At 61.1% G+C, this 26,257-nt stretch carries 22 protein-coding genes; 6 read left to right on the forward strand and 16 right to left on the reverse strand.

What is annotated here, in order from left to right; genetic code table 11:
- Positions 1-52: 52 nt before the first annotated feature.
- Together ACXAG8_RS08875 and ACXAG8_RS08880 are read left to right on the forward strand one after the other, a co-directional pair.
- A complete protein-coding gene (locus tag ACXAG8_RS08875) occupies positions 53-2,143 on the forward strand; it encodes a type I secretion system permease/ATPase (protein WP_475223498.1) in 2,091 nt (696 codons plus the stop codon).
- A complete protein-coding gene (locus ACXAG8_RS08880) occupies positions 2,127-3,437 on the forward strand; it encodes an HlyD family type I secretion periplasmic adaptor subunit (RefSeq protein WP_475223499.1) in 1,311 nt (436 codons plus the stop codon). Before ACXAG8_RS08875 ends, ACXAG8_RS08880 begins: the two co-directional genes overlap by 17 nt.
- Positions 3,438-3,599: 162 nt before the next feature.
- On the opposite strand, the gene ACXAG8_RS08885 is transcribed toward ACXAG8_RS08880, so the two are convergent.
- From ACXAG8_RS08885 to ACXAG8_RS08950, 14 genes are all read right to left on the reverse strand, one after another.
- A complete protein-coding gene (locus ACXAG8_RS08885; RefSeq protein ID WP_475223500.1) occupies positions 3,600-5,366 on the reverse strand; it encodes an ABC transporter ATP-binding protein in 1,767 nt (588 codons plus the stop codon).
- 210 nt (positions 5,367-5,576) lie between these two features.
- Entirely contained in the window at positions 5,577-6,281 is a 705-nt protein-coding gene (locus tag ACXAG8_RS08890) for a response regulator transcription factor (RefSeq protein WP_475223501.1), read from the reverse strand.
- The gene (locus ACXAG8_RS08895; protein ID WP_475223502.1) at positions 6,278-8,146 is read right to left on the reverse strand and encodes a PAS-domain containing protein; all 1,869 of its coding nucleotides are present in this window, start codon (positions 8,144-8,146) and stop codon (positions 6,278-6,280) included. Before ACXAG8_RS08895 ends, ACXAG8_RS08890 begins: the two co-directional genes overlap by 4 nt.
- Positions 8,147-8,254: 108 nt before the next feature.
- The gene (locus tag ACXAG8_RS08900) at positions 8,255-9,025 is read right to left on the reverse strand and encodes a methyltransferase domain-containing protein (RefSeq protein WP_475223503.1); all 771 of its coding nucleotides are present in this window, start codon (positions 9,023-9,025) and stop codon (positions 8,255-8,257) included.
- Positions 9,022-9,642: a pimeloyl-ACP methyl esterase BioG family protein gene (locus tag ACXAG8_RS08905; protein WP_475223504.1), complete on the reverse strand. Its 621-nt coding sequence runs from the start codon at positions 9,640-9,642 to the stop codon at positions 9,022-9,024. Before ACXAG8_RS08905 ends, ACXAG8_RS08900 begins: the two co-directional genes overlap by 4 nt.
- Positions 9,639-10,925: an adenosylmethionine--8-amino-7-oxononanoate transaminase gene (gene bioA, locus ACXAG8_RS08910; RefSeq protein ID WP_475223505.1), complete on the reverse strand. Its 1,287-nt coding sequence runs from the start codon at positions 10,923-10,925 to the stop codon at positions 9,639-9,641. The genes ACXAG8_RS08905 and bioA overlap by 4 nt, the downstream gene beginning before the upstream one ends.
- Positions 10,922-11,542 (reverse strand): dethiobiotin synthase, encoded by a 621-nt coding sequence (bioD, locus tag ACXAG8_RS08915; protein WP_475223506.1) that lies wholly within the window; start codon positions 11,540-11,542, stop codon positions 10,922-10,924. The genes bioA and bioD overlap by 4 nt, the downstream gene beginning before the upstream one ends.
- Positions 11,539-12,669 (reverse strand): aminotransferase class I/II-fold pyridoxal phosphate-dependent enzyme, encoded by a 1,131-nt coding sequence (locus tag ACXAG8_RS08920; RefSeq protein ID WP_475223507.1) that lies wholly within the window; start codon positions 12,667-12,669, stop codon positions 11,539-11,541. The genes bioD and ACXAG8_RS08920 overlap by 4 nt, the downstream gene beginning before the upstream one ends.
- Complete coding sequence (gene bioB, locus ACXAG8_RS08925; RefSeq protein WP_475223508.1) at positions 12,666-13,646, reverse strand: biotin synthase BioB; 981 nt, start codon at positions 13,644-13,646, stop codon at positions 12,666-12,668. Before bioB ends, ACXAG8_RS08920 begins: the two co-directional genes overlap by 4 nt.
- Before the next feature lie 118 nt (positions 13,647-13,764).
- On the reverse strand, positions 13,765-15,381 hold the full coding sequence (locus tag ACXAG8_RS08930) for a bifunctional aspartate transaminase/aspartate 4-decarboxylase (protein ID WP_475223509.1): 1,617 nt from the start codon (positions 15,379-15,381) through the stop codon (positions 13,765-13,767).
- A 17-nt stretch (positions 15,382-15,398) separates the two neighbouring features.
- Positions 15,399-17,069: an aspartate-alanine antiporter gene (aspT, locus tag ACXAG8_RS08935; RefSeq protein WP_475223510.1), complete on the reverse strand. Its 1,671-nt coding sequence runs from the start codon at positions 17,067-17,069 to the stop codon at positions 15,399-15,401.
- A gap of 378 nt (positions 17,070-17,447) precedes the next feature.
- A complete protein-coding gene (locus tag ACXAG8_RS08940) occupies positions 17,448-19,283 on the reverse strand; it encodes a carbamoyltransferase family protein (protein WP_475223511.1) in 1,836 nt (611 codons plus the stop codon).
- 4 nt (positions 19,284-19,287) lie between these two features.
- Entirely contained in the window at positions 19,288-19,437 is a 150-nt protein-coding gene (locus ACXAG8_RS08945) for a DUF5989 family protein (RefSeq protein WP_475223512.1), read from the reverse strand.
- A 17-nt stretch (positions 19,438-19,454) separates the two neighbouring features.
- On the reverse strand, positions 19,455-19,859 hold the full coding sequence (locus ACXAG8_RS08950; RefSeq protein ID WP_475223513.1) for an SxtJ family membrane protein: 405 nt from the start codon (positions 19,857-19,859) through the stop codon (positions 19,455-19,457).
- Between the two features lie 249 nt (positions 19,860-20,108).
- Here ACXAG8_RS08950 and ACXAG8_RS08955 point away from each other — a divergent pair, with 249 nt between their 5' ends.
- Genes ACXAG8_RS08955 through ACXAG8_RS08970 form a run of 4 tightly spaced genes read left to right on the forward strand, consistent with a single transcriptional unit; the run spans position 20,109 to position 24,025 of the window.
- A complete protein-coding gene (locus ACXAG8_RS08955; protein ID WP_475223514.1) occupies positions 20,109-21,233 on the forward strand; it encodes an MlaE family lipid ABC transporter permease subunit in 1,125 nt (374 codons plus the stop codon).
- 1 nt (position 21,234) lies between these two features.
- Positions 21,235-22,050, forward strand: coding sequence for an ABC transporter ATP-binding protein (locus ACXAG8_RS08960; protein WP_475223515.1), 816 nt, complete (start codon positions 21,235-21,237; stop codon positions 22,048-22,050).
- Between the two features lie 5 nt (positions 22,051-22,055).
- The gene (locus ACXAG8_RS08965; RefSeq protein WP_475223516.1) at positions 22,056-23,372 is read left to right on the forward strand and encodes an MlaD family protein; all 1,317 of its coding nucleotides are present in this window, start codon (positions 22,056-22,058) and stop codon (positions 23,370-23,372) included.
- A complete protein-coding gene (locus tag ACXAG8_RS08970; RefSeq protein WP_475223517.1) occupies positions 23,369-24,025 on the forward strand; it encodes an ABC-type transport auxiliary lipoprotein family protein in 657 nt (218 codons plus the stop codon). The genes ACXAG8_RS08965 and ACXAG8_RS08970 overlap by 4 nt, the downstream gene beginning before the upstream one ends.
- 46 nt (positions 24,026-24,071) lie before the next feature.
- Here the strand turns inward: ACXAG8_RS08970 and ACXAG8_RS08975 are convergent, their stop codons facing one another.
- Both ACXAG8_RS08975 and ACXAG8_RS08980 read right to left on the reverse strand, forming a co-directional pair.
- Positions 24,072-26,033, reverse strand: a complete 1,962-nt coding sequence (locus ACXAG8_RS08975) for a vWA domain-containing protein (RefSeq protein WP_475223518.1) — start codon at positions 26,031-26,033, stop codon at positions 24,072-24,074.
- Positions 26,030-26,257, reverse strand: a 228-nt coding sequence (locus tag ACXAG8_RS08980) for an RNA polymerase sigma factor (RefSeq protein WP_475223519.1), incomplete at its 5' end; no start/stop codon positions are given. The genes ACXAG8_RS08980 and ACXAG8_RS08975, both read right to left, overlap by 4 nt.

Here is a 26,257-nt window from a genome sequence, read left to right on the forward strand (position 1 = left end):
GAAGCAGGACACAAGGCCAAGCGAACCAGACCTTTCCGCATTGGAAGCCTGTATGCTTCACGTTGCACGCGTACTGGACCGCCCCATGACGCTTGCCGCGCTGCATGCGGTTCAAAGCGGACCATCCGGTGCGCTGACTGTGCGGGACGCGATACAGGCGGCCCAGCGGGCCGGGATGCAGGCCGCGTTTGGCGCGCATCGACTGGGCGCGTTCGATCCCCGCCTTGCTCCGGCTATCCTGCTGCTGGAAAATGACAGGGCGGTCGTGTATCTCGGGCGGTCCCAAAATGGCAATTTGCTGATTTTCGACCCCGAGATTGACGAAACAGTTGGCGAGTTGCCGCAAAATGCCCTGACCGACGCCTATACCGGGTTCGCGATCCTGTTTCGGCGCGAATACCGCGACGCACCCGCGCAGGATGGCCGCGCGCAGGCCGGCCATTGGTTCTGGTCGGCTTTGGCCATCAACCGATGGGCCTATCTGCAAGTGGCAATGGCGGCCGCGCTGGCCAATTTGCTGGGTCTGTCGACCTCGGTGTTCATAATGGTCGTATATGACAGGGTCTTGCCGAACGAAGCCACGGAATCGCTGATTGCGCTGACCGCAGGGGTCGGCCTGGCCCTGGTCTTCGACTTTCTGCTGAAGATCCTGCGCGCAGGTTTCATAGACCGGGCCGGTCAAAAGGCCGACGGGTTCATGGGGCGCAGGATTTTCGATCACCTGCTGAATATCCGAATGAAGTCGCGGACCGGGTCCACTGGGGCGATGGCGGGCACGGTCCGCGAATTCGAGGTACTGCGCGAGTTTTTTACGTCTGCCACGCTGGTGGCGGTGGTGGACCTGCCGTTTATCGGACTGTTTATCTTTACGATCTACATGGTTGGCGGTCCGCTTGCAGTGATCCCCGCCCTGGCGGTCCCGATTGTCCTGTTGACCGGCATTGCGGTTCAGCCCTTTCTGGCCCGCCTGGCCGATCAGAGCTTTAACGACAATCAATCCAAGCAATCGGTTCTGGTCGAAACCATGAGCGGCTTGGAAACGATCAAAACGACCGCGGCTGCCAGGCAAATGCGCACCCGCTGGGCCGAGGCGATCGACGGGCAGTCCGAACATGGGGCCCGCAGTCGGGCCATCACCCAATTTGCGCTGAACCTGACCGGGCTAACGCAGCAGGCCGCACAGGTCCTGATCGTCTTTTATGGCGTCTTTCTGATTTCGGACGGGTTGGCCAGCATGGGCGCGTTGGTGGCCTCGGTCATGCTAACGGGGCGTGCGCTGGCGCCCTTGGGGCAGCTCGCGCAGACGCTGACCCGCGTCAATCAGGCCCGAAGCGCTTATCGAAACCTCGATGCCCTGATGAAAGCCGAAAGCGAACGCCCCGATGGGCGCAGCTGGGTCAACAGGCATCAGCTTGAGGGGCGGATCGCATTCAACAATGTCCATTTCGCATATCCCGACCAAGAGGAAGACGCGCTGAAAGGCGTCACCTTTACCATCAACCCCGGCGAAAAAGTCGCGATTCTTGGGCAGATCGGGTCCGGCAAAAGCACGATCGCACGGCTTATCCTGGGTCTTTACCAACCGCGCGTCGGTTCGGTCATGATGGATGGGCTGAATATCCGGCAGATCGATCCGGGCGATTTGCGCCGCAATATCGGCTCGGTTCTGCAAGAGGTCTGGTTGTTTTCGGGAACGGTCCGCGAAAATATTCTTAGCGGGGGTGCCCGTCCGCGCGACGCCGACCTTGTCCAGGCCGGGCGTATCGCCGGGGTCGAGGATTTCGTCGCCCGCCATCCTAACGGTTATGATTTGCACCTGGGCGAACGGGGCGAGGGTTTGTCGGGCGGTCAGCGGCAGGCAATAACCCTGGCGCGGGCGCTGGTGGGCCACCCACCGGTCCTGCTGTTGGACGAACCGACAAGCGCGATGGACGTCCAAAGCGAAGCCGAAGTCATCAGGCGCCTGAAAGAGGCATCGCAGGATACAACCATGGTCGTTGTAACGCACCGCACCAGCCTTCTTGAACTGGTTGACCGGATCATTGTTATCGAAGACGGCAAAATCGGCGCGGACGGGCCCAAGGGTCTGCTTCATCGCCAGGCCAAAACCTCCGGGAGGCATCTGAATGTCGCGGCATCCTGACCTGGCAACTCTGGCCCGCGAAATGCGCGGCGGCACCCGGTTTAGGGGGTCCTTGCTTTTGATCTTGATCCTGTGCTGCCTGGCGACGGCCGTGCTATGGGCACAACACACGGAACTGGATGATGTGGTCCGCGTCGATGGGCGCATCGTTCCTTCCGGGGATGTCCAGGTGATCGAGGCGACGGAACCCGGCATCCTTCAGGCGCTGCACGCGCGCGAAGGGCAGGTTGTCGAAAAAGGCGCCCTGTTGATGGAATTTGATGCCACCCAATTCGACAGTGCGCTGAGCCAGGAACAACAACGTGCTTATGGGCTGATGGCCCGGATGCAGCGCTTGCAGGCCGAAATCGACGGCGTGAACCTGTCCTTTACGGCGGACCTGATGCGCGGCGCGCCCGATGTCGTGCGTTCGGAAACGGCGCTGTATCAGGGCCGACAGGCCGAATTGCAGGCCGAAATCGCCATACTCGAGCGGCAGCGGCAACAAAAGCAGCGTGAATACGAAGAAGGAATGGTCGATCACGTCACCGCCGTTGAAACGCTCAAGGTTCTTGCGGAAGAACGGGACATGATGGCCCCGCTGGTGGAACGCCGGATGGAGCCGGTTACCACGCTGCTGGCCCTGCGGCGCAGCGAAGCCGAATGGATGGGGCGCAAAACCCGCGCCGAGGCCGTGTCGCACCGGTTGAAATCCGGGCTGGATGAAATCGACGATCGCATCCGGGCCGCGCAAAGCCGATTTCAAAGCGCGGCGCTGACCGACCTTGCCCTGGCCACCGCGGAACTGGCGGCCCTGCAACCTGCATTGCCCGCCCTGCGCGAGCGGGCCGCGCGCGCGCAGGTCCGGGCCCCGGTGCGGGGTATTGTCAACCGGCTGCATCGCTCGACCGTGGGCGGGCTGGCGCGCAGCGGCGAAGAGTTGGTCGAAATCGTCCCCCTGGGGGGCACTTTGCTGGTCGAGGCCTATGTCAGGCCGGATGACATTGCATTTCTGCATGCGGGGCAATCTGTAAAGGTCAAGATAACGGCTTATGACTTTTCCCGATATGGCAGCCTGGACGGTGAAATCATCCGCATTGGGGCCGACACGATCACCCGGTCGGAACGGGATGATGAAGAGGTATTCGTGGTCGAAATTCGGACCTCGGACACCATGCTGGACGCAGGCGGCACCGCGGTCGAGATCATTCCCGGAATGATCACCGAAGTTGACATTCTTGCGGGCCGCAAGACGGTTCTGGATTACCTGATCAACCCGGTTCTCAAGATCAAAAACCGCGCGCTGCGCGACTAAGCCCCCCCGCCGCCGAACCAATCGGTTGGGCACAACTCGGCCAAGGTCGGGCCGTGGCGAACCCGACTTGGGTTCAGGGCAGTGCCAGGGGTCGCCGTCGGCTGGGCACCGCGTGAAACCTGGCCCACTGCACCTGCGCCGCGGAGCGACGCAATCCTGCGGTCAGGCGGCCGGTGTCTTGAACTGCTGGTCAAACAGCCGCCGGAAACTGCCGTTATTTTCCAGCAGCTCGTCCAGGTTACCCTGTTCGATGACCCGGCCATCCTGGACGACCATGATACGGTCCGCTTCCAGAACGGTCGACAAACGGTGCGCGATCACAATGGTCGTGACGTTTTTGGTCAACCTGTCCAGGGCTTCTTTCACATAGGCCTCGGATTGGGCGTCCAGCGCACTGGTTGCTTCGTCCAGCAGTAATATTTCGGCCTTGCGCAGAATTGCCCGAGCGATGGCCAGACGCTGTTTCTGACCGCCGGACAGGAACGCGCCATTCTCGCCGACCTCGGTATCGTACCCCTGTGGCAGACCCGAGATGAAGTCATGCGCATGTGCGGCGCGCGCCGCCTCTTTGACCTCGTCGTCCGTTGCATCCGGGCGCGCGTAACGCAGGTTCTCCATGACGGTCGTCGAAAACAGAAACGTGTCCTGCCCCACATAAGAGATCTTGCGGCGCAGGGATGCAAAGCTGACTTCGGTCAGATCCTGGCCGTCGATTTCGACACAGCCAGTGTCGGGGTCATAAAACCGCATGATCAGGCCAAACAGCGTCGACTTGCCGCCACCGGACTGCCCAACCAACGCCGTGGTCTTGCCGGCCTCGAAGGTAAGGTTCATGTCCTGGATGACGGGCATTGCCCCCTGGTATCCGAATGTCACGTCCTTGAGACGGATTTCCCCCGGACCCGAGGTCAATTCCTTGGGCTCTGATATTTCGCGCATGGGATCTTCTTGATCCAGAAGTTCGAACATCAGCTCGACCGGGATCATGGCCGCCTCGATTGCGACGCGGGTGCGTGACAGGCGCTTGGCGGGCTCATATGCCATCAAAAGCGCCGTGATAAAGGACATCAGCTGTCCCGCCGACGTGGGTTCGCTGCCCGCGATGCCCATGGTGCTGACGACCAGCACGCCAGCCACAGCAAGCCCGGCGAGAAATTCCATCATCGGGCTGGCAACTGCCTGCAATTTCGCGATGGAGTTGGCGCGTTTCTCGACCGTTTTGATCGCGCTGTTCATGCGATCGGCCATCCGGTCTTCAAGCGCGAACACCTTGATCACCTTGATCCCGTTCGATGTCTCTTGCATCACCTTGATGATTTCGGACAGCGACTTGAGTTCCGACTGCATGATGGCCCGAACGGCCTTTAACAGGTAACGCACCGTATAAAGGGCGACCGGCCCGACGACGAAAAACATCACCGACAAAAGCGGTTGCTGATAGATCATCACAAAGACGAGCCCGACCAGTGTCAGCGCGTCACGAACAAATGTCGTGACAATCACATCGACCAGGCGCCGTGCCGACTGGGCCCCTTTGGTCACGCGCATCAGCAGGTTCGACGATTCCGTCTGCGCAAAGAAGGCGACACCGCGCTTGAGCAGCTTTTTATAAACCTTTTCCTGTTGCACCGCGATGATACGGTTCCCCGCCCGCGCCAGGAAAACGGTCTGAACATAAGAGGCCGAGGCCTTGACCCCGAAAAGGCCAACCACAACAAGTGCAACCACGTACACCTGGGACCGCATGTCGGGGTCCGTCATGGTGTTGATGATGCTTTCCATCATCCAGGCCGTTCCGGCCGTTGTCACGGCGACGATGATCATGGCCCCCATCGCGACGCCATACAGCCACCCCTGGCTGCGCAGACTATCGCCCACCAGGCGGCCGATATTGCCGCTTCGCCACTTGCGCCAGGATCTCCTGATCATCTCATTCTCCGAAACTCGGTCATATTGTCGTCAGTCAAGGTCATGCCAGCCGCCCCGCCGGACACCGGTGGATGCCTAGGCATGTCAAGAAAACAGGGTTGGGCCTAGTTATGCCTGACCGGCCAAAGATTCCAGAGCTATGCGCCATAAATGCCGCGTTCGCATGGAAAATCACCCCAGCGCCGCACCGGATCAGCGGCGGATTGCCGGTCATTGTCGCCACGCGACGTCCCCCAGGAAAATATACCCCGCCCCGTAAATCGTCTTGATCAGCCGCGGGTTCTTGGGGTCTTCGCCCAATTTGGTGCGCAGGCGCGAAATCCGCACATCCATGGCACGGTCAAAGCTTTCCCCGGCTGCCCCGCCCAAGGTTTCCTGCATCTGGGCGCGGCTGATCAGGCGTTTCGGGCTTTCAAGAAACAGCCGCAGGACCTCGCCCTCGGCATGGCTGAACGGGGTTTGGTTGCCTGTGTCATCCTCAAGGACATAGCGGTCAAAATACGCGGTCCAGCCGTTAAAATCGGCCGTATCGGAAAAGCTGCCCTGGGTTTTGGGGGCGCGCAGCCGCGCCCGGACCCGCGCGACAACTTCGACCGGGTCAAAGGGTTTAGTGATATAGTCATCGGCACCCAGTTCCAGCCCGGTCACACGGTCCTGAACCTGCGCCCGCCCCGAGATGATGATCACGGCCGCCCCCTGTTCCAGCGCCAGGCGATGAACCAGGGCCAGCCCATCCGTATCAGGCAGCGACAGGTCCACAAGACAGACATCCGGCGTCACCCGTTTCAGCGAGGCTTCGAATTCCCGGGCGCGCGAAAAGCTTTGCGTCCGGAACCCGGCATCTTCCAGGGCATCGGTGAGGATTCTCCGAATCTCGGGCTCGTCGTCAAGGATGGTTACCAATGGGTGCGTCATGAAGGAGCCCTGGAACAGATCAACGCGGATAGTTGCGCGCGAGTAAACGGCTTGCGCAGGACCGGCGCAAGGGCCAGCGCATCGCGAAACAGCGGATCGCCATGTCGCAGCGACGTCATCAGGATGCACGGCAGCCCTTCGGGCAGGCGCCCCAACAGGTCAATCCCCGTCGCCGCCCCCTCAAGCCGGATATCGGACAGGACCAACGATATATCGCTGACATTCGCCGCAAGCGCCGAGGCTTCGTCGGCCGAGGTTGCCTCGATCACGGTGAATTTCAGATCGACCAGCATATCCCGGAACTGGCTGCGCAGATCGTCGTTATCCTCGACCAGCAGCACCAGACCGGTCTGAACCGGAGGCGCGGGCCGGTATGGCAGGCGCAACACCACCGAGGCCCCCGAAGGTGTGTTGCGCAGGTTCAGGTCCCCGCCGGCAAGCTTGACCGTGTCATAGACCATCGGCAGCCCCAGCCCCGACCCCTTGCTGCCCTTTGTGGTGAAAAAGGGGTTCAATGCCTTGTCCAGCGCATCGGCCGAGAACCCCGGCCCCGTATCCGACACCGTAATCTCGACCCAGATCGTGCCGACCGCATGGGTGCTTATGGTGATCTGGCCCGACGTCCCGCAGGCGTCGCGCGCGTTCAGGATCAGGTTCAACAATGCGTCCTGAACCATTCCGGGGTCCAGCATCAGTGCCACATCGGGCAAGGTGCTTACCACCGACAAACCGACACCACGCGGCAAGGAAGGCGAAGCAAGTATGCGCAGATCCTCAAGCAGGCCGCGCATATCGGTTGCCTGTGGCTGTGGGGTACGGTTGCCGGTCATGTCGGCGATCCGGTTCAGCAATTGCCCGCCGCGGCGCGCAGTCTGCTGGGTCGCGGTCACAAGTTCGGTCGCCTCTTCCGACAGATCCATTTTCTCAAGCTTGGCCTGCATCCCCAGGATGATGGTCAGAAGGTTGGAAAAGTCATGCGCAAGCCCGCTGGTCATCTGCGCGGCCATGGCCCGCCGCCGGGTCTGTTGCAACGCAACGCGGGCTTGGGTTTCCTCGGTGATGTCCACGGACATGACATAGACACCGCCCGCCTCATCAGGGGTGAACGAGGCGCGGATCCGCCGCGAATCCTGGTCTTCGGTGAATTCAAAGACGGAAGGCTTGCCATCATAGGCCTGTTCAAGGTGGGGTTTGACCCGCGCAAAGACCGATGCACCCAGCGCCTCGGACATGTGCAGACCCACGATATCGGATGGCCTGCCCGGCAGCACCGAGCTTAACCGGCGATTGGAGTAATCATAGCGCCCGTCGATATCCAGATGCGCGATATGGGCCGGCATCATCTCGGTTGTCATGCGGGTGCGGGCCTCGATCTCGGTCAATTGCCGCTTGGCCTCTTCCAGCGCGGTGATCGTCGCGGCCAGCTTGCGGTTGGTCGCCGAAAGCTCTTCGGCGTGGCTCAGCAATTGCCCGGACAGTTCCTTGGACCGCGCGCGCAGCAGGTCTTCGACCCGGCGCGTGCCGGTAATATCGGTATAGACCGCAACCCACCCACCTGTGGGCAGCGGCGCCCCTTCGATCGAGATCACCTGGCCATTGGGGCGCACGCGCTCCATGTAGTGGGGTTCGAACGCCAGGGCTTGTTCCACCCTGTCGGACACCATTTGCTCGAAATCCTTGTCCGGCCCGTACTCGCCCCGCATGGCCAGGAACCGGATCGTGTCCCGAAACAGCGCGCCGGGTTGCACAAGGTGGTCCGGCAGATCGAACATCTCCTGAAACCGCAGGTTGCTGACGACCAGCCGCAATTCGCTGTCATAGATCGACAAGGCCTGCCCGATCAGGTTCAGACCGGCGGTCGTCATTGCCTTGATGCGTTGTTCGGTTATGTCCAAATCGTGCCTTCCCCCCGTGCCAGACCTATCACCAGATGCGGCGCGGGTGTAGCGTTGTGCCCTGCGACCTGTTGGCCGTCAGGCACGCCGGCGGGCGATGATCCAAATCGGATGATAGGTCAGCGGCACGCCCTTGTCCGTGGCAAACGCACGGGTATAGCCATCGCAGAACGCCGCCAGGGTGGCCCGCGTCCACACATGCCCGGCGCGCCCATTGACGCCGGTTTCGCGCAAATGGCGCAACACGTCGGGCGGCGACCGGAACCAAAGGCGGTGGCGTTCCTGCCAGAGGTCCAGAACCTCGACCGCGTCGCGACCCCCGTGTTCAAGCGCCTCTGCCAGGTCTTCTGGTGCGCAAAGCCCGGGCGCGGCGGACTCCGAGCCCAAGTCGCGCAATTCGGCAAACTGGTCGCGCCCGAAACCCGAAATGGCCAGCCACCCGCCCGGTGCAAGCGCCCGCGCCGCACGCTGAACCATCTCACGGGGGTCATCCAGCCACTGAATGGTCGAGGTCGACGCAATCAGGTCGGGGTTCCTGGGCCAATCAACCGCCCGGATATCGCCAACAAGAAAATCGGCGTTCCAGGCGCGAGCCGTTTCGACCGCTTGTGGCATCAGGTCGTTCAGCGTGGCAGAGCCTATGTCAAAACGCGCCTGCAAGGCGGCAGTCAAATGCCCGGTTCCGCAACCGATTTCGAACAGGGTTTCAAACGCGTCAGGCGCGCCCAGTTCCCCAAGCCGCGCGGCCAGCTGCGCGGCGATGCCCGCCTGCGGCCCGGCGGCATCGTGATAGCTGTGAAAGCTGCGGCTAAAGCTGCGCTCGACCCGATCCGGGACCATTGCATTCATGCAAACCATCCTTTCCAGCTTTGGCCATCGGCAAAGGGCACATGGGGCGCATCCAGACGGCGGACGGCCCCCGATTGCCCTGCCCAGGCGGTTTCCTGGGCCGCTGCCGGAATAATCCTGTCACGGGTCGAAATCCAGATGCGGTCAAACCTTGTATCTGGCGCCGGACCCCGGTCGGCAATGGCGCGCAGCTGGGCCTGGGCCGCCGCTATATCCAATTCGGGCGGCGGGCCCGACAGACCGGCGCGGCGGCAGAACCGAGCAAAGCTGGCCGGGGTCAGCCCGTCAGCTGTGGCCGCGACGATGTCAGGTGCGATCCCGCGCCACTCATCAGCCGGAAACAGCGTGCCATTGACCGCAACGCTCTGCCGGGGCGTGACCCCTGCCCCGGCCATCCAATGTGCCGCCGAGGCCACGCCGAAGGAATAGGCCAGCAAACTTACCCGCCCATAGGCTCTGATTTCCGGCAACGGGTCAGATATATCGCGGTAATCGTCGACAAAAAGAACGTCGCCAGCCCCGGCCAGCGCGGCAAACGGCGCAGGCCCCAGGCCCCAACCGCCGAATACCAGCGTCAGATCGGCGCCGCCTTGCCGGTCCAGCCAGAGCTTTCTCATCCGCTGTCCCGCGCGAGATCAACCATCGCGGCGGTGACACGGGTCAGCTCATCCGGCGATATCACATAGGGCGGCATGCAATAGATATTGCGCGCGAAAGGCCGCAACCAGACGCCGGTTTGCGGGGCCCGTCCATGGGCGATGCGGGGATCAACCGGTTCGGCCATCTCGATCACGCCGATTGCGCCCAGAACGCGCACATCCACGACCCCGGAAAATTTCCGCGCGGGTTCCAGCTCGGCCTTCATCTGGGCCTCAATCGCGGCCACGCGCTGTTGCCAACTGCCATCCTCCAACAAGGTCAGGCTGGCCGTTCCGGCCCGACAGGCCAGCGGGTTGGCCATATAGGTCGGGCCGTGCATGAATACCCCGGCCTCGCTCTCGCCGATGCCACGCGCGACCCGTTGGCTGGTCACGGTGGCCGCGAACGAGATATGCCCGCCGGTCAGCGCCTTGCCCAGGCACAGGATATCGGGGGTGAACCCGACGTGGTCCATGGCGAACAGGCGGCCGGTCCGGCCAAACCCGGTGGCGATCTCGTCGAAGATGACCAGAACGTCATGGGCATCGCACAGGGCCTTGGCCGCGCGCAGCCAGTTCGGGTGATAAAAATACATCCCGCCAGTGCCTTGCACCACGGGTTCCAGCACAAGCGCGGCAATCCGGTCGCCCTTGGCCTCAAGCAGCTGCGCAAGGTCGGCCAGCCCGTTCTGCGTGTCATCATCGGGCCAGTCATCATGCAGGCGGATTTTGGGCCGGGGCAGGAAATGCTGGATCGACAGTGCCCCGCGGAACAGACCGTGCATGCCTGTTACGGGGTCGCAGACGCTCATCGCTTTCCAGGTGTCACCATGGTAACCGCCGCGGATCGTGGCGAACTCGACCTTGCCGGTGCGCGCATGGGCCATCTGGTACTGAACCGCCATCTTCATGGCGACCTCGATCGAAACCGAGCCGCTGTCGCAATAGAATATCCGGTCCAGCCCCTGCGGCAGCATCGAGACCATTTTCCGCCCCAACTCAATCGCCGGTTTGTGGGTCAACCCGCCGAACATGACATGCGGCATGTGGTTCAGCTGCTGTTGCATCGCAGCGGTAATCGCCGGGTGCCGATGCCCGTGAATGGCGCACCACCATGACGACATCGCGTCGATCATGCGCGCGCCATCTTCGCGAAACAGATACACGCCTTCGGCCCGGTCGATCAGGTGCATCGGTCCGGGGTCGGCGACGTTGGTATAGGGATGCCACAGGTGGCGCGCATCAAACTCCAGCGGCGTCATAGGGCGCTCCTTATCCGGTCCATGTCGATCGATTGGAACGCGGTCGCAAGCGTTTCGCGGTTCAGGTCATCGATCCAGTCCAACCGCCCCAGATGCGCGACATCGGACATTTGGGTGATGGTCTCTTCGACCGCCGGTTCGGGCGGGCCCGAAAAGACCACCCCGACCACCGGACAGCCCGCGTTGCGCAAGGCCATCAGCGACAGGGTCGTGTGATTGATCGTTCCAAGAAGGGTCCGGGCCACAAGGATAACGGGCTTTTGCCACTGGGCGAACAGGTCAAGGAAATAAGCCCTGCGCGTCAGCGGAACCATCAAACCCCCTGCGCCTTCGACCACCAGCGGCCCCTGGACCTGTGGCAGCGCAAGGCGGGTCAGATCAATCTCGATGCCCATATCCTCGGCCGACAAATGCGGTGAGGCGGGCAGATCAAGCAGGTAGGTTTCGGGCAGAACCGGCTGGCCGGACAGGGCGGCGACGATCTGGCTGTCGGTGGCGTCTTCCAGACCGGACTGGACGGGTTTCCAGTATTGCGCACCAAGCGCCGCGGTCAGCCCTGCTGAAAACACGGTCTTGCCAATTCCGGTATCCGTTCCGGTAACGATCACTGTGCTCATGTCAAATCCGGTATCTGGCGGGCCATGGCCTGAAACAGCGTGGTGATGTCCTCATTCGTCACGTTCCCGGTAATCGAAACACGCAGCCGCGAGGTTCCGCGTGGCACCGTGGGCGGGCGGATACCGCGGATGTCGAACCCTTGTTGCTGCAACGCTGCGGCATGCGACATCGTGGGTTCATCAGCGCCGATCACCACTGGCAATATCTGCGAATTAAATCCGGTCAGCCCACACAGTCGCTGCGCCTCGGCATGGGCGTGGGCCATGCGATCCCGCGCGTCGTGTGTCAGGCCGGGATCGGCCTGCAAGGCGCGCAGCGCGGCACGGACCAGGGCGGCGGTAAACGGGGCGGGTGCTGTGGCAAAAATGAACGGGCGAGCCCGGTTGATCAGCGTTTCGATCATGGGGGCCGCGCCGCAGACAAGGCCCCCGCTGGCCCCCAGCCCCTTGCCACATGTGTGCAATGTCAGGACATCCGCATTCAACCCGTGGGCCAGCCCCTGCCCTTGCGGGCCGAACACGCCGGTGGCATGCGCCTCGTCCACGACCAGAACGGCATCATGGGCGCGGGCCAGATCGGCAAGTTCCGACAGGGGGGCAAGGTCGCCTTCCATCGAATAGACGCTTTCGACCGCAATCCAGACCTGCCCGGTATTGCCCGCGGCGCGCCAATCGGCAAGCACGCGGCCTGCGTCCATCGCGTCGTTATGGGCAAATTCCCGCGTTTCAGCGCGACCCAGCCGCATGCCTTCATGCGCGCTGGCATGCACCAGGGCGTCAAGCAGAACAAGGTCTCCGGCCGCCGGAAGCGTCGAGAAAATCGCCTGGTTCGCCTGAAAACCGCCCCCCATGAACAACGCGGCTTCGGCCCCAAAGAACGCGGCGGCCTCGGCCTCCAGCGCCTCATGCTCGGGGTGGTTGCCCCGCAACAGGCGCGAGCCGCCAGACCCGAACGGCACCTTGCGATCCAGGGCATCCTGCGCGGCAGCAGCCATGCAGGGTGCAGAGGCAAGGCCCAGATAGTCATTGGATGCGAAATCCACCCCCTGACGCGGCGCAAGACGCCGCCGCCGGTGACGGGCTTCCAGCGCCTCAAGTGCCCGCGTCAACCTTGCGGTTGCCGTCATTCGGCAGCGTCCAGGCGCGCCTCTGTCTCGGGCTCCATCGGCTGGATGCCAAGCTTGGCGAACAGCTTGGCATCGCTGCTTTCCTCGGGGTTTTCCGCCGTCAGCAGCGTGTCACCTGCAAAGATCGAGTTTGCGCCGGCGAAAAAGCACATGGCTTGCATTTCATCGCTCATGTCGCTGCGCCCGGCAGACAGGCGCACATGGGATTTGGGCATCATGATCCGGGCAAGCGCGATTATGCGCACAAAGTCGATCGGATCGACCGGTTTGGCATCCGCCAAGGGCGTATCGGCCTGCGGCATCAGCATGTTGATCGGCACCGAATCCGGCGCTTCGGGCAGGTTGGCCAGCGTGACCAGCATGTCGATGCGATCCTCGCCGTTTTCGCCCATGCCCAGAATACCGCCCGAACAGACCTTCATCCCGGCCTCGCGCACGCGGTTCAGCGTGTCGATCCGGTCGGCGAAGGTCCGGGTGGTGATGACCTCGGGGTAATAGCGTTCCGAGGTGTCGATATTGTGGTTGTAGTAATCCAGGCCAGCGTCGCGCAGTTGCACGACCTGGGTGTCATCCAGCATGCCCAGGGTCATGCAGGTTTCCATGCCCATGTCTTTTACGCCCTGGATCATCGCCACCAGCGCGTCCATGTCGCGCGCCTTGGGTTCGCGCCAGGCGGCCCCCATGCAGAACCGGGTTGACCCGGCGGCGGCGGCTTTGCGCGCCTCGCTCAGAACACGTTCGACCTCGATCAGTTTCGACGCGCTGAGCTTGGAGCCATTGCGCGCGGATTGCGAACAATAGGCGCAATCCTCGGCACAGCCGCCTGTCTTGATCGACAGCAATCGGGACATTTGCACCTTGTTGGGGTCGAAATTCTCGCGGTGGACCGTCTGGGCCCGGTACAGAAGATCCATCAGCGGCAGGTCGTGAAGTGCCTGCGCGGTTTCGCGGGTCCAGGTATTCGATGTAGCCGACATTTTATAGATAATTTTTCCCGATGATTCAGATTTACTCGGGTTTATCAATAAAGGCGAAAAACGCAACATCCCTGATGCCACAGGCAGGTCCCTGCCCATGGCGAATTCCGTTCCCGCCCTAGCCGTGCAGCGGTTGGTTATTTGCCGCGCGATAGGCCTGAACATAGCCCCTCGCGACGGACCGAACCGCCCTGCCGATGTGTTCGTATGCCGCGTCAGGCAGGTTGGCAAAGGAAACCCGCGCCGACCAGCCCGGTGCATCAAAGCCGCTGCCGTTCAGCAGGACGATGCCGTGATCCTCGGCCAGCTTGAAGGCGATATCCAAGGGGTGAACGTTCTTCTTGATCCAGGCAACGACATCTTCACCGACATATTTGCGCAACCAAAACTCGAAATCGATGATCCCGTAATAGGCGTCATAGTGGTCGCCCACGGCCACGTCGATTCCCATGGCTTCGGTCAGCATATGGAAACGGCGATGCACCAGCTCCATGCAGGCCGTCTGATAGGCCTTTTTGGTATCGACCAGTTCGCTGAGCGAAAACAGGGCCATCATCACCTGCTGTGGCAGCGACAGACCGGCGGTATGGTTCAGCGCCACGTCGCGGCTGTCGGCGACAAGCCGGTCGACAAACCGTATCTCGGACGGGGTCAGGCTGAGCGTTCCGTACCGTTTGTCCAGAACCTGCCGTATCTCGTCCGGGTGCTCGGCCAGTTTGAGGTCAAAGATATTGTCCTGTGCAACGGCGATAACCCCCAGACGCCAGCCCGTGCATCCGAAATATTTCGAATAGGAATAGACCCCGATCGTGTTGCGCGGCAGGTATCCCATGACCGAGGTGAAATCATGCACGAAAGTGCCATAGACATCATCGGTCAGCACGATCAGGTCCGGGCGGTGATTTTCCACCAGATCCGCCAGCTTGCGCAGCGAAGCGGCATTCAGCGCAACCGAGGACGGGTTGCCCGGATTGACCAGAAAGAAAGCCTTGACCTTGGGGTCTTTCAGCTTGTCGATGGCCGCGTCGGTCAGTTGAAAACCGTCTTCTTCATCCGTTTCGACATGCACCGACGACAGGCTGTAATCCTCAAGCTCGGGCATTTCGAGATAGGGCGTGAAAATCGGTGTACACAGGGCGATCGTGTCGCCCGCATTCAGCAGCCGGTTGGCCTTGAGCGTCTTGAAGATATAGCACATCGCGGCGGTTCCGCCCTCGACCGCGAACAGATCGAACCGGGCCTCAGGGCGCTGCCCGGAACACATGGCCCACATCAGGTATTCATGGGCGATGATCTCGTTGTGATGCAGGATGCGGTCGGGGACAGGGTAATTGTCGCCGATGATCGAATCCGTAAGTTCATGCACAAAGGCATCCGCGTCGAAATCAAAAGCCGAAATTGCGTGTGCGACAAGCGTTTGCAACGTATCGACCCCGGGCATCCCGGCATTTGTCGCGGCCCAGTCCAGCAACCTGTCGTGGCATCCGGCCATCGCGGGCATGCCACCCAGACCCGCAGGATGGTCCATGACCCGTTTGGCCTCGGTCACGGCGAACTGACCCAGCGCAAAGAACGCCTCGCGCGGGCGCGTCGCCACCCAGTTGGGATTGCCGCGTCCGGCATTCAGAAAAGCGCTGTTGGATTTTCGGGCTTCGGCGGATGCCAGCTGAATCAGCTCATCCTTGATCTGAAACGGGCTGAGCGCTTCGTAGTCGTGCAGCTTCAATCTATCCATGGGTCAAACCCTCCGGGTCAGCTTAAAATCAAAACGACGACCATGCCGAAGATGGTCAGCAATGTGTTGCCGATGGCATAGGGCATGCCATAGCCAAGGGCCGGGATACGGCTTTGCGCAGCCTCTTGTATCATGCCAAGCGCCGCCGTCGTCGTCCGCGCCCCGGCGCATGCGCCAAACAGGATGGCGGGGTGGAACTTGAAGACATAATGCCCGACATAGACCGAAAAGATCATCGGCAAGGACGTGGCGACGATACCCCACAGCAACAGGGCGATCCCGGCCTGCTGCAACCCCGCCACAAATCCCGGCCCCGCCGAAATGCCGATCACCGCGATAAACACGTTCAGACCCAAGGTGTTCATCAACCACGATGACGGCGCGGGTATCCGGCCAAAGGTCGGGTGAACCGTGCGCAACCACCCCAGAACCAGTCCTGCCAGCAGGGCGCCGCCGGTCGTCGAAAGGCTGATTGGAAAGCCGCCCATCATGATGGAGAGCGTCCCGATCAGCCCGCCGATGAAGATACCCCAGCCAACAAAGGCCAGGTCAGTGGTATCGACGGGGCGGTCGGGATATCCCAGCGCATCGATGGCTGCCTCGACATGGCGTTTGCTGCCAAGAATGGTCAGGATATCGCCTCGGTGCAGGGCCGTTCCGGGCAACAGCGGCAACTCAAGCATGTTGCGCGTCAGCTTGGACACATAGACCCCGCGCGATTCCGGCAGGCTGGCCAATTCTTCCAGCGTCTTGCCGTGAAGCGCCTTGTTGGTGATCAGAACATCCAGCTTTTCTGACGGGATATTCAGCAGATCGGGCGCGTCGGCCTCTTTCAGGGTGGTTTCCAACAGCCCGACCAGATCGGCGCGCCGCCCCGAGAACATCACCACGTCGCCCGCCTGCAGGATCGTGTCGGCATCGACCTCCAGGATCTCGGTGCCGCGCTGCAGGCGTTCGGCATAGATGCGCACGCCGGGCAACAAGTCCCTGACCGGCTTGCCAAGCATGTCACTGCCGTCGGGAATTTCGAACGCGCGGGCCTCGATCGCGCGATAGGCCGACACGATGCCATCGCCGGATTCGACCGCCGCGCCCCCGCCCAGCTTGGCCTCATATTCTTTGCACGCAGCCACCAGGTCGACCCCGATCAGCCGAGGCCCGATCTTGGCAAGGATAATCGCCGAGCCGATGGTGCCATAGATATACGTCACCGCATAGGCGACCGGGATCTGGTTCGCATAGGTCTGCGCCTGTTCTGACGACAGGCCAAGCTGGTTGATCTGATCGGTCGCCACGCCGATGGCGGCGGAAATCGTTTGCGAACCGGCATACAGCCCTGCGGCAAATCCCAATTCCAGCCCCGCGACCCAAGCAGACAGGACCGGTACGGTCAGACACAGCGCAAGAACGCTGAGCGCAAACAGGACCTCTCGGGCGCCGTCTACCTTGAGGCCGCGCATGAATTGCGGCCCGACCCCATAGCCCACCGCGAAAATGAACAGGATGAAGAACGTGGATTTGACGGCGGAATCGATCTGAATATGGGCCTGGCCGATCACCACGGCCGCCAGCAAGGTTGCCGTGACCGTTCCCAGGCTGAACCCCTTGACCTTCCAGGGGCCAACCCAAAAGCCGATACCGATAGACAGGAACACGGCCAGTTCGGGATAGTTTCTAAGTACGTTCAAAAACCAATCGAGCATTTCTTACCTCACGTCTACAAGCTGCAGAGCGCCAGAGGCATCGCCCGAAAATTCCGTGGTCGCCCGCGGCACGTATCGTTCACATTGCTGTACGCAAAAATGCCGGTTCAATTGCACCGGAACAGGTAACTATGCCTGTACGATACCCTAAGCCTGCATTATGTCTAGGTTTTTTGCCACGGCCGAATTGGCGGCAAACTTGACCTCGGCACCGCGCCTGATCCGTGCCATCCGGTTTGGGATGGACCGTGGCGGGCTTAACAACCTTGCGGACCACTCATGAAACGCAAAAACCAGCATGCCGGGATCACCCCGAGATGCTGGTTTGGCGCGCTGCCATCAGCAGCGGAAACGGGCAGGTTATCAGTCCAGCTCGTACTTGGTTTCGTAGTTTTCCTTAAGCGCCGGGTCCTGATCTTCCTTGCGCAGCAGGCAATTGCCGACCGCCAGAACCTCGATATCCGTTCCCATGAAACAGCGGAACGCATCCGTCGGGGTACAGACGATCGGTTCGCCCCGCACATTGAACGACGTGTTCACCACCAACGAGCAGCCGGTCAAATCTTTGAACCGTGAAATCAACGCGTGATACTGCGGGTTTGTGTCTTCGTGAACGGTCTGGATACGCGCCGAGTAATCGACATGCGTCACCGCCGGAATGTCCGAGCGTTTGACGTTCAGCTTGTCGATACCGAACAGGGCGTTTTCCTCATCCGTCATCTTGCGGCGGATCTTTTCCTGAACATCCGCAACAATCAGCATGTAGGGGCTGTCGCCATCCAGCTCGAACCACTCGGCCACGTCTTCGCGCAGAACCGACGGGGCAAAGGGGCGAAAGCTTTCGCGGTACTTGACCTTGAGGTTCAGCGTCTTCTGCATGCTTTCGGACCGCGGGTCACCAAGGATCGACCGGGCACCCAGGGCGCGCGGGCCAAACTCCATCCGCCCCTGGAACCAGCCGACAGCCTTGCCATCCGCCAACGCCTGCGCCGTCTGGTCGATCATCTCGCCGTTCTGATAGGTGGTGAACTTGGCACCGACCTGGGTCAGTTCGCGCGCGATATCGTCATCCTCGTAGCGCGGGCCCAGATACGAGCCCTGCATCTGATCGCCGGCCTCGACCGTCCGCGGGCTGCCCAGTTCCTGGTGCCATGCAGCATAGGCCGCACCCAGGGCGCCACCGGCATCGCCCGCGGCGGGCTGAACCCAAAGATTGTCAAACGCGCCATCACGCAGGATCTTGCCGTTTGCCACGCAGTTCAGCGCAACGCCGCCCGCCATGCAAAGGTTGCGGATGCCATGCTCGCGCGCCAGATCGCGGGTGATCCGCAACATGATTTCTTCCGTCACGGCCTGAACCGATGCCGCAATATCCATGTGGAACTGCGTCAGCTGTTCGGATTCCGGCTTGCGCACGGGTTGACCAAACAGGTCCTCGAGCGCCTTGCTGGTCATGGTCAGGCCACTGGTATAGTTGAAATATTTCTGATTCAGGCGGAAAGAGCCGTCCTCTTTCAGATCAACCAGATTGTCCAGGATCAGGTCCTTGTATTTGGGGTCGCCATACGGCGCCAGGCCCATCACCTTGTATTCGCCCGAATTGACCTTGAACCCGGTGTAATAGGTAAAGGCCGAATAAAGCAGACCCAGCGAATGCGGGAAATGCAGTTCCTTGACCATGGTCAGCTCATTGCCGCGCCCGATCCCAACCGTCGTGGTGGCCCATTCGCCAACCCCGTCAACGGTCAGGACAACCGCATCCTCGAACGGCGAGGGGTAATAGGCACTGGCCGCGTGGCTGACGTGGTGTTCTGCGAACAAAAGCTTGTCGACCGAAAAGTCAGGGTCCAGCTTGCGCAACTGTTTGGCCAGAAGATCCTTGAGAAACAGCTTTTCGCGCAACCATACCGGCATCGCCATGCGGAACGAGTTAAAGCCCTTGGGCGCGACCGCAATGTAGGTTTCGATCAGCCGTTCAAATTTCAGAAACGGTTTGTCGTAAAAGACAACATTGTCCACCTCGCGCAGCGACACGCCCGATTCTTTCAGGACATAGTCGATCGCAAGCTCCGGGAAACCCGGATCATGCTTCTTGCGGGAAAACCGTTCTTCTTGTGCGGCCGCGACAATCTTGCCGTCGCAAAGTAGGGCCGCTGCGCTGTCGTGATACAGCGCAGAAATGCCTAGAATATAAGTCATGGTATCAGAACAACGTGTAGATGAATGGTGCGATAGCCGAACCCTGGCTGACTACGATCAGACCGCCAAATACGGCCAAAACGATGAGAATAGGCAGCAGCCAGAACTTTTTTCTGACCTTCATGAACGACCAGATTTCCGAAACGAACGTCACGCCATGTACTCCTTACTTCAAAACTGTTGTTTCATGCTGCCGGGCTGATCGGTGCGATTAACCCAGTAACTTTGCATTGAACTATCTGTTTTAGTTGACAAAAGGTCTTTTCCCAGAATTCGGACCACCAGCCCGAAAGGGACAAAAGTCGTTATGAAAACAAGGAACATGACGATGGGCGCCACAACAGCCCCAAGCAACATGCCGAACTTGAACCACAACCGGTTTGGAACGCGCAGCGTCTGCGGCGCGAACAGCGTCAGCGCCAGAATCACGGCAGCAATTGCCAACGCAATCCACCGGACCTGCCCACCACCCCAAACGGGCCACAGGGCAATAATCAGGAAAACTGCCGTAAAGACGTAGCCAAAGCCTCGCTCTGACCCAATTTCAACATCAACGTTAGCGTGATGATCAGCCATTTAACACAACCAAATAAACTCAACTGGAAACACTGGCGACAAGATAACATCAAAGACGGGCGACGCAAACAGTTTGCGCGTCTTATCGGACATGTTTCCGCCCCCGGTTGCGTTTTTTGGGCGTGCGGGCCCGCATTCGCCCATCATCGCTGATTGGACTGTCACCCAGCCGCAATCAGTCCCGCGAAAATCCCGGTTTAGTTGAACAAACACGTTGCAGTGGGCCACGGTTTCACTTCTGATACGCGCATGACCACGCCAACGATTTCAACCGAGCGCGCAGCCGACGGGACGCGCATCACGATTTCGGGAGAAATGCTGACCCAATCGCTGAGCGTCGTCGAACCTGCATTTGAACGGATCCAACCCGACACCGGGCCGGTGATATTCGACATGTCTGGCGTTGATGCGCTGGATACCGGCGGGGCGTGGCTGATCGCCGATCTGGCGCGGAAATACACACAGGCAGGCGCGGACACGACGTTCAAAGGGCTCAGGCCTGCACATTCGACGCTTTTGCGGACCGTTTCCGACAATATGCCCGATCAGGCCGGAACCGAGGCCCCACCGCGCGGATTCGTGAACTGGGTCGGGCATGTCGGGCAAAAGACGGTTGGCGCATGGAAAGACACGCTGTCGATACTGGGGTTTCTTGGGCTGACGCTGCACCGGCTGGCGCGGACGATTGTCATGCCCTGGCGTCTGCGGCGGGCCGCGTTGTTTTCCCAGATGGAAGAGACCGGCTTCAAGGCCCTGCCCATCGTCAGCCTGATGGGCTTTTTGATCGGGGTTGTCCTTGCGTTCCAGGGCGCGACCCAGCTGAAACAGTTCGGGGCCGAGATTTTCGTGGTCGAACTGATTTCGATTTCCGTCCTGCGCGAACTGGGCATCCTGTTGACCGCGATCATTGTCGCGGGCCGTTCGGGGTCGGCCTTTACCGCATCGATCGGGTCGATGAAGGTGCAGGAGGAGATCGACGCCATGCGCACGCTTGGCCTTGATCCCATCGAGGTGCTTGTCATCCCGCGGGTGCTGGCCCTGCTGATCATGCTGCCCATCCTGGGCTTTGTGGCTGACCTGGCCGGGCTGTTCGGCGGTGCCCTCATGAGCTGGATCGACCTGGGCGTCAGCCCCGGCATGTTCATCACCCGGCTGAAGGAAAACACCGGCGTGTGGCAATTGGCGGTCGGCATGATAAAGGCGCCGTTTTTCGCCCTGGTGATCGGCGTCATCGCCTGCTGGCAAGCCATGCAGGTCAAGGGGTCTTCCGAAAGCGTCGGCCAGCGCACGACGGCCTCGGTCGTACAATCGATTTTCATGGTCATCGCCATCGACGCCCTGTTTTCGATCTTTTTCTCGGAACTTGGGGTCTGACATGGACGCCTTGCCCCAACAACAGGCCGCACATCCCCAGGCCCCGCGCCAAGCGGTGATCCGCGTCCGGGACCTTACCAACCAGTTCGGAACTCAGGTCGTGCATGACAGCCTGAACCTGGACGTCTGGCGCGGCGAGGTCCTGGGCATCGTTGGCGGTTCTGGTACCGGCAAATCGGTCCTGTTGCGCACGATTGTCGGGCTGAACCGTCCGGCCGCCGGCAGCATCGAGGTTCTCGGCGTTGACGTTCTCAACGGTCCGGAACAGGAACGCCGCCGGATCGAACGGCACTGGGGCGTTGCCTTTCAGGATGGCGCGCTGTTTTCCTCGTTGACGGTCCTTCAGAACGTCATGGCGCCTCTGCGCGAACATACCGGGCTAAGCGAAACCCTGATGCGCGCCCTGGGGTCCCTGAAGATCAGCCTTGTGGGGCTGCCGCAACTCAGCTGTGGCAAATTTCCGTCGGAACTGTCGGGCGGCATGCGCAAACGCGCGGCCCTGGCGCGGGCCCTCGCGCTGGACCCCGAAATCGTCTTTTTGGATGAACCAACCGCCGGGTTGGACCCGATCGGCGCCGCCGCCTATGACGAGTTGATCGGTGAATTGCAGCAGGCCCTGGGCCTGACGGTCTTTATGGTCACCCATGATCTGGACAGCCTGTATGCCATTTGCGACCGCGTCGCAGTGCTTGCAGAAAAGCGCGTGCTGGTGGAAGGTCCGATACAAGAGATGGTCAAGGTCGATCATCCCTGGGTCCAGGAATACTTCACCGGCCCCCGAGCCCGCGCGGCGCAACAGAAAGGGCAGGACAGGTAGAGGCGATGGAGACGCGAGCGAATTACATCCTGATCGGCGCATTCACCCTGGCGGGCATCCTTGGGGCGTTCGGCTTTTTCCTGTGGCTGGCCAAGTTCGAAGTCAGCCGCCAATACGCCTATTACGACGTTTTGTTCGACAATGTGTCGGGTCTGTCGGCGGCGGGTGGCGTCAGCTATAACGGGTTGCCCGTGGGACAGGTGATTTCCCTGAACCTGGATGATGACGACCCGTCAAAGGTCCGGGTGCGTCTTGAGGTCGACGCCGATATTCCCGTGACGACGGATACCATTGCACAGCTGCAATCACTGGGCGTGACCGGCGTCAGCTATGTCGAATTGTCGGGCGGGTCGCCCTCGGCCCAGCGGCTGGCCCAGAACAGTGTCATCAAAAGCAAACGCAGCGCGATCCAGTCCCTGTTCGAAGGCGCGCCCAAGGTTCTGGACGAGGCCGTGACCCTGCTGGAACAGCTCAACAAGGTGGTGGATGACAAGAACCGGAAAGCGGTCAACGACATCCTGGACAACCTGGCGTCGGCCACCGGCAAGCTTGACAAGACCCTTTCCAGCTTTGAATCCGTCGCCAGCGATATCGGCAACGCCGCCCAGGATATCGGTGCATTTTCCAAACGGCTGGACCCGTTGATCGAAACAGCGGAATCGACCCTTAAAACCGGGTCGGAAACGCTGGAATCGGTGAAATCGGCATCACAAGCCGCCACCGGTGCGCTGGACGAGGCGAAAACCACGCTGGCAACCGCGGACCAGATCATGAAAGAAGATATCCGTCCCTTTATCGAACGCGGCACGCAGCTGGCCGAACACCTGACACACTTGTCGGAACAGGGCGGTGTGACGCTGGATGTCATCAATGAAACTGTTCTGAACGCCAACACCACGATGGGGTCGATCACATCGGCAATGGAATCGGCCAAGGGCACCCTGGCATCGGCCGAACAGGCGTTCAATGCGGCCAACCGCGTGATGGACCAGGATATCACCCCGGTCGCCGAAGACATCCGCAAGGCCGCCAACCAGGTTGCCGAGACCGTCGCCAACATCACCGAAAAGATCGACAAAGTGTCTGACGACGTTCTCAGCGCGTCAAACTCTGCCTCTGAACTGCTGGGAACGATCGACGGCATTGTTCAAAGCAACCGGCGGCAGATGTCGGACTTTTTGCGGGTCGGCCTGCCCCAGTTCGTTCGCTTTATCGAGGAATCGCAACGCCTGGTCATCAGTCTGGACCGGCTTGTGGACAAGGTCGAACGCGACCCGGCGCGTTTCTTGCTGGGCACCCAAGCATCGGAGTTTCGCCAATGATTAGGCCCGTTTTCCTGACCATCGTGATGGTATCACTGGCGGGTTGCGCCGGACTGGGAACGCTGAAACAGGCGGCGCAACCCAACGACCTGTATCTGCTGACACCAAAAAGCACGTTTTCATCCTCGCTGCCGCGCGTGCAGAAACAGATCGTGGTGCAGGAACCGACCGCGACTGCGGCCGTCAACACCGATCAGATCGCGGTGCAACCAACGCCGTTGCAGGTCCAATACCTGCCGCGGGCCCGTTGGGTCGACCGGGCGCCGATCATTGTTCAGTCGCTGATGGTCGAAAGCTATGAAAACAGCGGCAAGGTCGCCGCCGTCGGGCGCTCGACCGTTGGTCTCAGGGCCGATTACGTGATCGTGCCGGACCTGCGCGAGTTTCAGGGCATTGTCATCTCTGAAACCGAAAACACCAAAAGCGTTCGTGTCGAAGTGCGTCTGAACATCAAGATCATCGACGAGTTCGAAGACAAGATCATCGCCTCGAACTCGTTTCAGGAAAATGTGGTGGCGGTCAGCGATTCGACCCCCGATCTGGTCAGGGCCTTTGACGAGGCCCTGGGCGATACCATGCGCGACGCGGTGGAATGGAGTGTCCGCAAGATCAACGCCCACGCGGCCAGCACCCCGCCACCTTCGCTGAACTGATCCCGGCGGACCCGAGGCCGCCCGGACGGGGCGGCCCCTGTTGCGCTCATTTGGTCAGAGTTTCAGCCAGCCGCATAAGCGTCACCGCCTCGGCCCGGTAGCCGAACGGGTCATCCCCCCGGGCGTCCGAGGCCAGCGCAATTGCATCCTCATAAGTCCAACTGCCCATATACTCGCCTGCGCGCAGCAACTGCCCGAACCCGGCAATGGCAAAGGAAAACGCAACATCCTGGGTCAGGCTGCCCTGCCCCGGCAGGATCGGTTGTTCGATCAACTGGCTTTGATCTGTGCCGGGCAATTTGTACCGCATCTTGAAAAACCCGATTTCGGCGGTCTCGTCCGCCGGCACGTCGTCTGTGGCGTAACGCAGCGGCCCGTTGCGGATGGCGTCAGACCCAACCGGCGTCACTTCATAGATCGCGGTGACGGTGTGGCCCGCGCCGATATCCCCGGCATCGACGGTGTCGTTGGTGAAATCCTCGCGGCGCAGCGCGCGGGTCTCATATCCGATCAGGCGGTATTCGGCGATCTGGGCCGGGTTGAACTCGACCTGGATCTTGACGTCATTGGCGATGGGAAACAGCGCGCCGGTCAATTGATCGACCAGCACTTTCTGCGCTTCGGCAAGCGTGTCGATATAGGCCGCCTGCCCGTTTCCGTTCTGGGCCAGCGCCTGCATCGTGGCATCATCCAGATTGCCCCGGCCAAACCCCAGGACACTCAGATACGTTCCGCTGTCGCGCTTGTCGGCGATGAACGCTGTCAGCGTTTCAGGGTCCGACAGCCCGACATTGAAATCGCCATCCGTCGCCAACAGTACACGGGTGACCTCACCCTGGGCGGCCATGTCTTCGGCAACCTGATAGGCTTGCTGCAACCCGGCCTGACCCGCGGTCGAGCCTCCGGCCTCAAGCCTGTCCAGCGCGTTCAGGATCGTGTTGCGGTCAGACGCGTTCGTAGGTTCCAGCACCTGCCCGGCACTGCCCGCATAGGTCACGATCGAAACCTGGTCGTCGGGTCGCAATTCCGCCAGCAGCAGGCGAAAGGACTGTTTCAGCAAGGGCAGTTTATCCGCATCCTGCATCGACCCCGAGGTATCGATCAGGAATACAAGGTTCAACGGCGGCCGATCCGCGATCACCGGCCTTTCGCCCTGCACCCCGATATGCACCAACTGCGTCCCGTCGTTCCAGGGCGTGGGCGACACCGTGATTGTCGGGCGAAACGGGTGATCCCCTTCGGGGGCCGGGTAGGAATAGGGGAAATAATTCACCATCTCTTCGACCCGGACCGCATCGCGCGGCGGCATTTGCCCATTCATCAACGCGCCGCGCACCACCGCGTAAGAGGCCGTATCGACATCAATCGAAAAGGTCGAAACCGGGGTCTCTGTGGTAACATGCAGCGGGTTTGCCTGCGCATTGGCAAAGGCCTCGGTATTCTGCTCGGGCATGGGTGCCGGTTCCAGCGCCAGACCCGCCGCCGGGGCGGCAAACCCGGTCAGGCCCGAGGCGCTTTGGTTCGGCGCGGCCAACCTTTTGCGCGGCGCCGGGGCGGGCGCCGCGGGCTCTTCGACTACGACCGGGGCCTCGGCCATCGGCGCATCGGCTAGCCCTTCGGCATCCGCGGATTGCAATTCCGCGCTGTCCTGTTCCGCCAGCCCCGGCAGGGGCTGCGGCAGGGTCGCGCCGCGGCTTTCGGTCCACGGTCCGGGGGGCAGCAGGCTGTCCCGCGTCTGCGGGACGATCATGATCATTGCGACGGCGGCAATCGCCGTTGTTGCGGCCAGGGCACCGCGATGCGACAGGGTATTCAGCATGGATCTTGCTCCTTTTGTCAGGCGGGCGAACGGGCCGCGCTTGACAATAGGACGGCGGTCAGGCGCCGATCCTTGGACGGTTTCAAAATTTTCCCGCGCCCGCGCAAGGTTTTCGGCCTTGCGCCGGGTATCAGGTGTCGGGGTTGCTGCGGCCATCAGGGCCTTGAGATCATCGAGCTCATCACTCATCCGGTAAGCTCCTTGTCTTTCAATGCACGCAAACGTTTTCTGACCTCGGACAATCGCCAGGAAACCGTTCCTTCGGAAACACCCAGAACCGACGCCGCCTGTGCGTGGGTCATGTCATCCTCAAGCGTCAGGGCCAGGGTCTGGCGCAGGTCGTCCGGCAGATCATTCATGGCCTGTTGCAGCCAGTCCAAGGCCGCCGCCGCCTCGGCCTGTTCGGACCGGCG

The organism is Ruegeria sp. ABD4_443 (assembly GCF_056160865.1).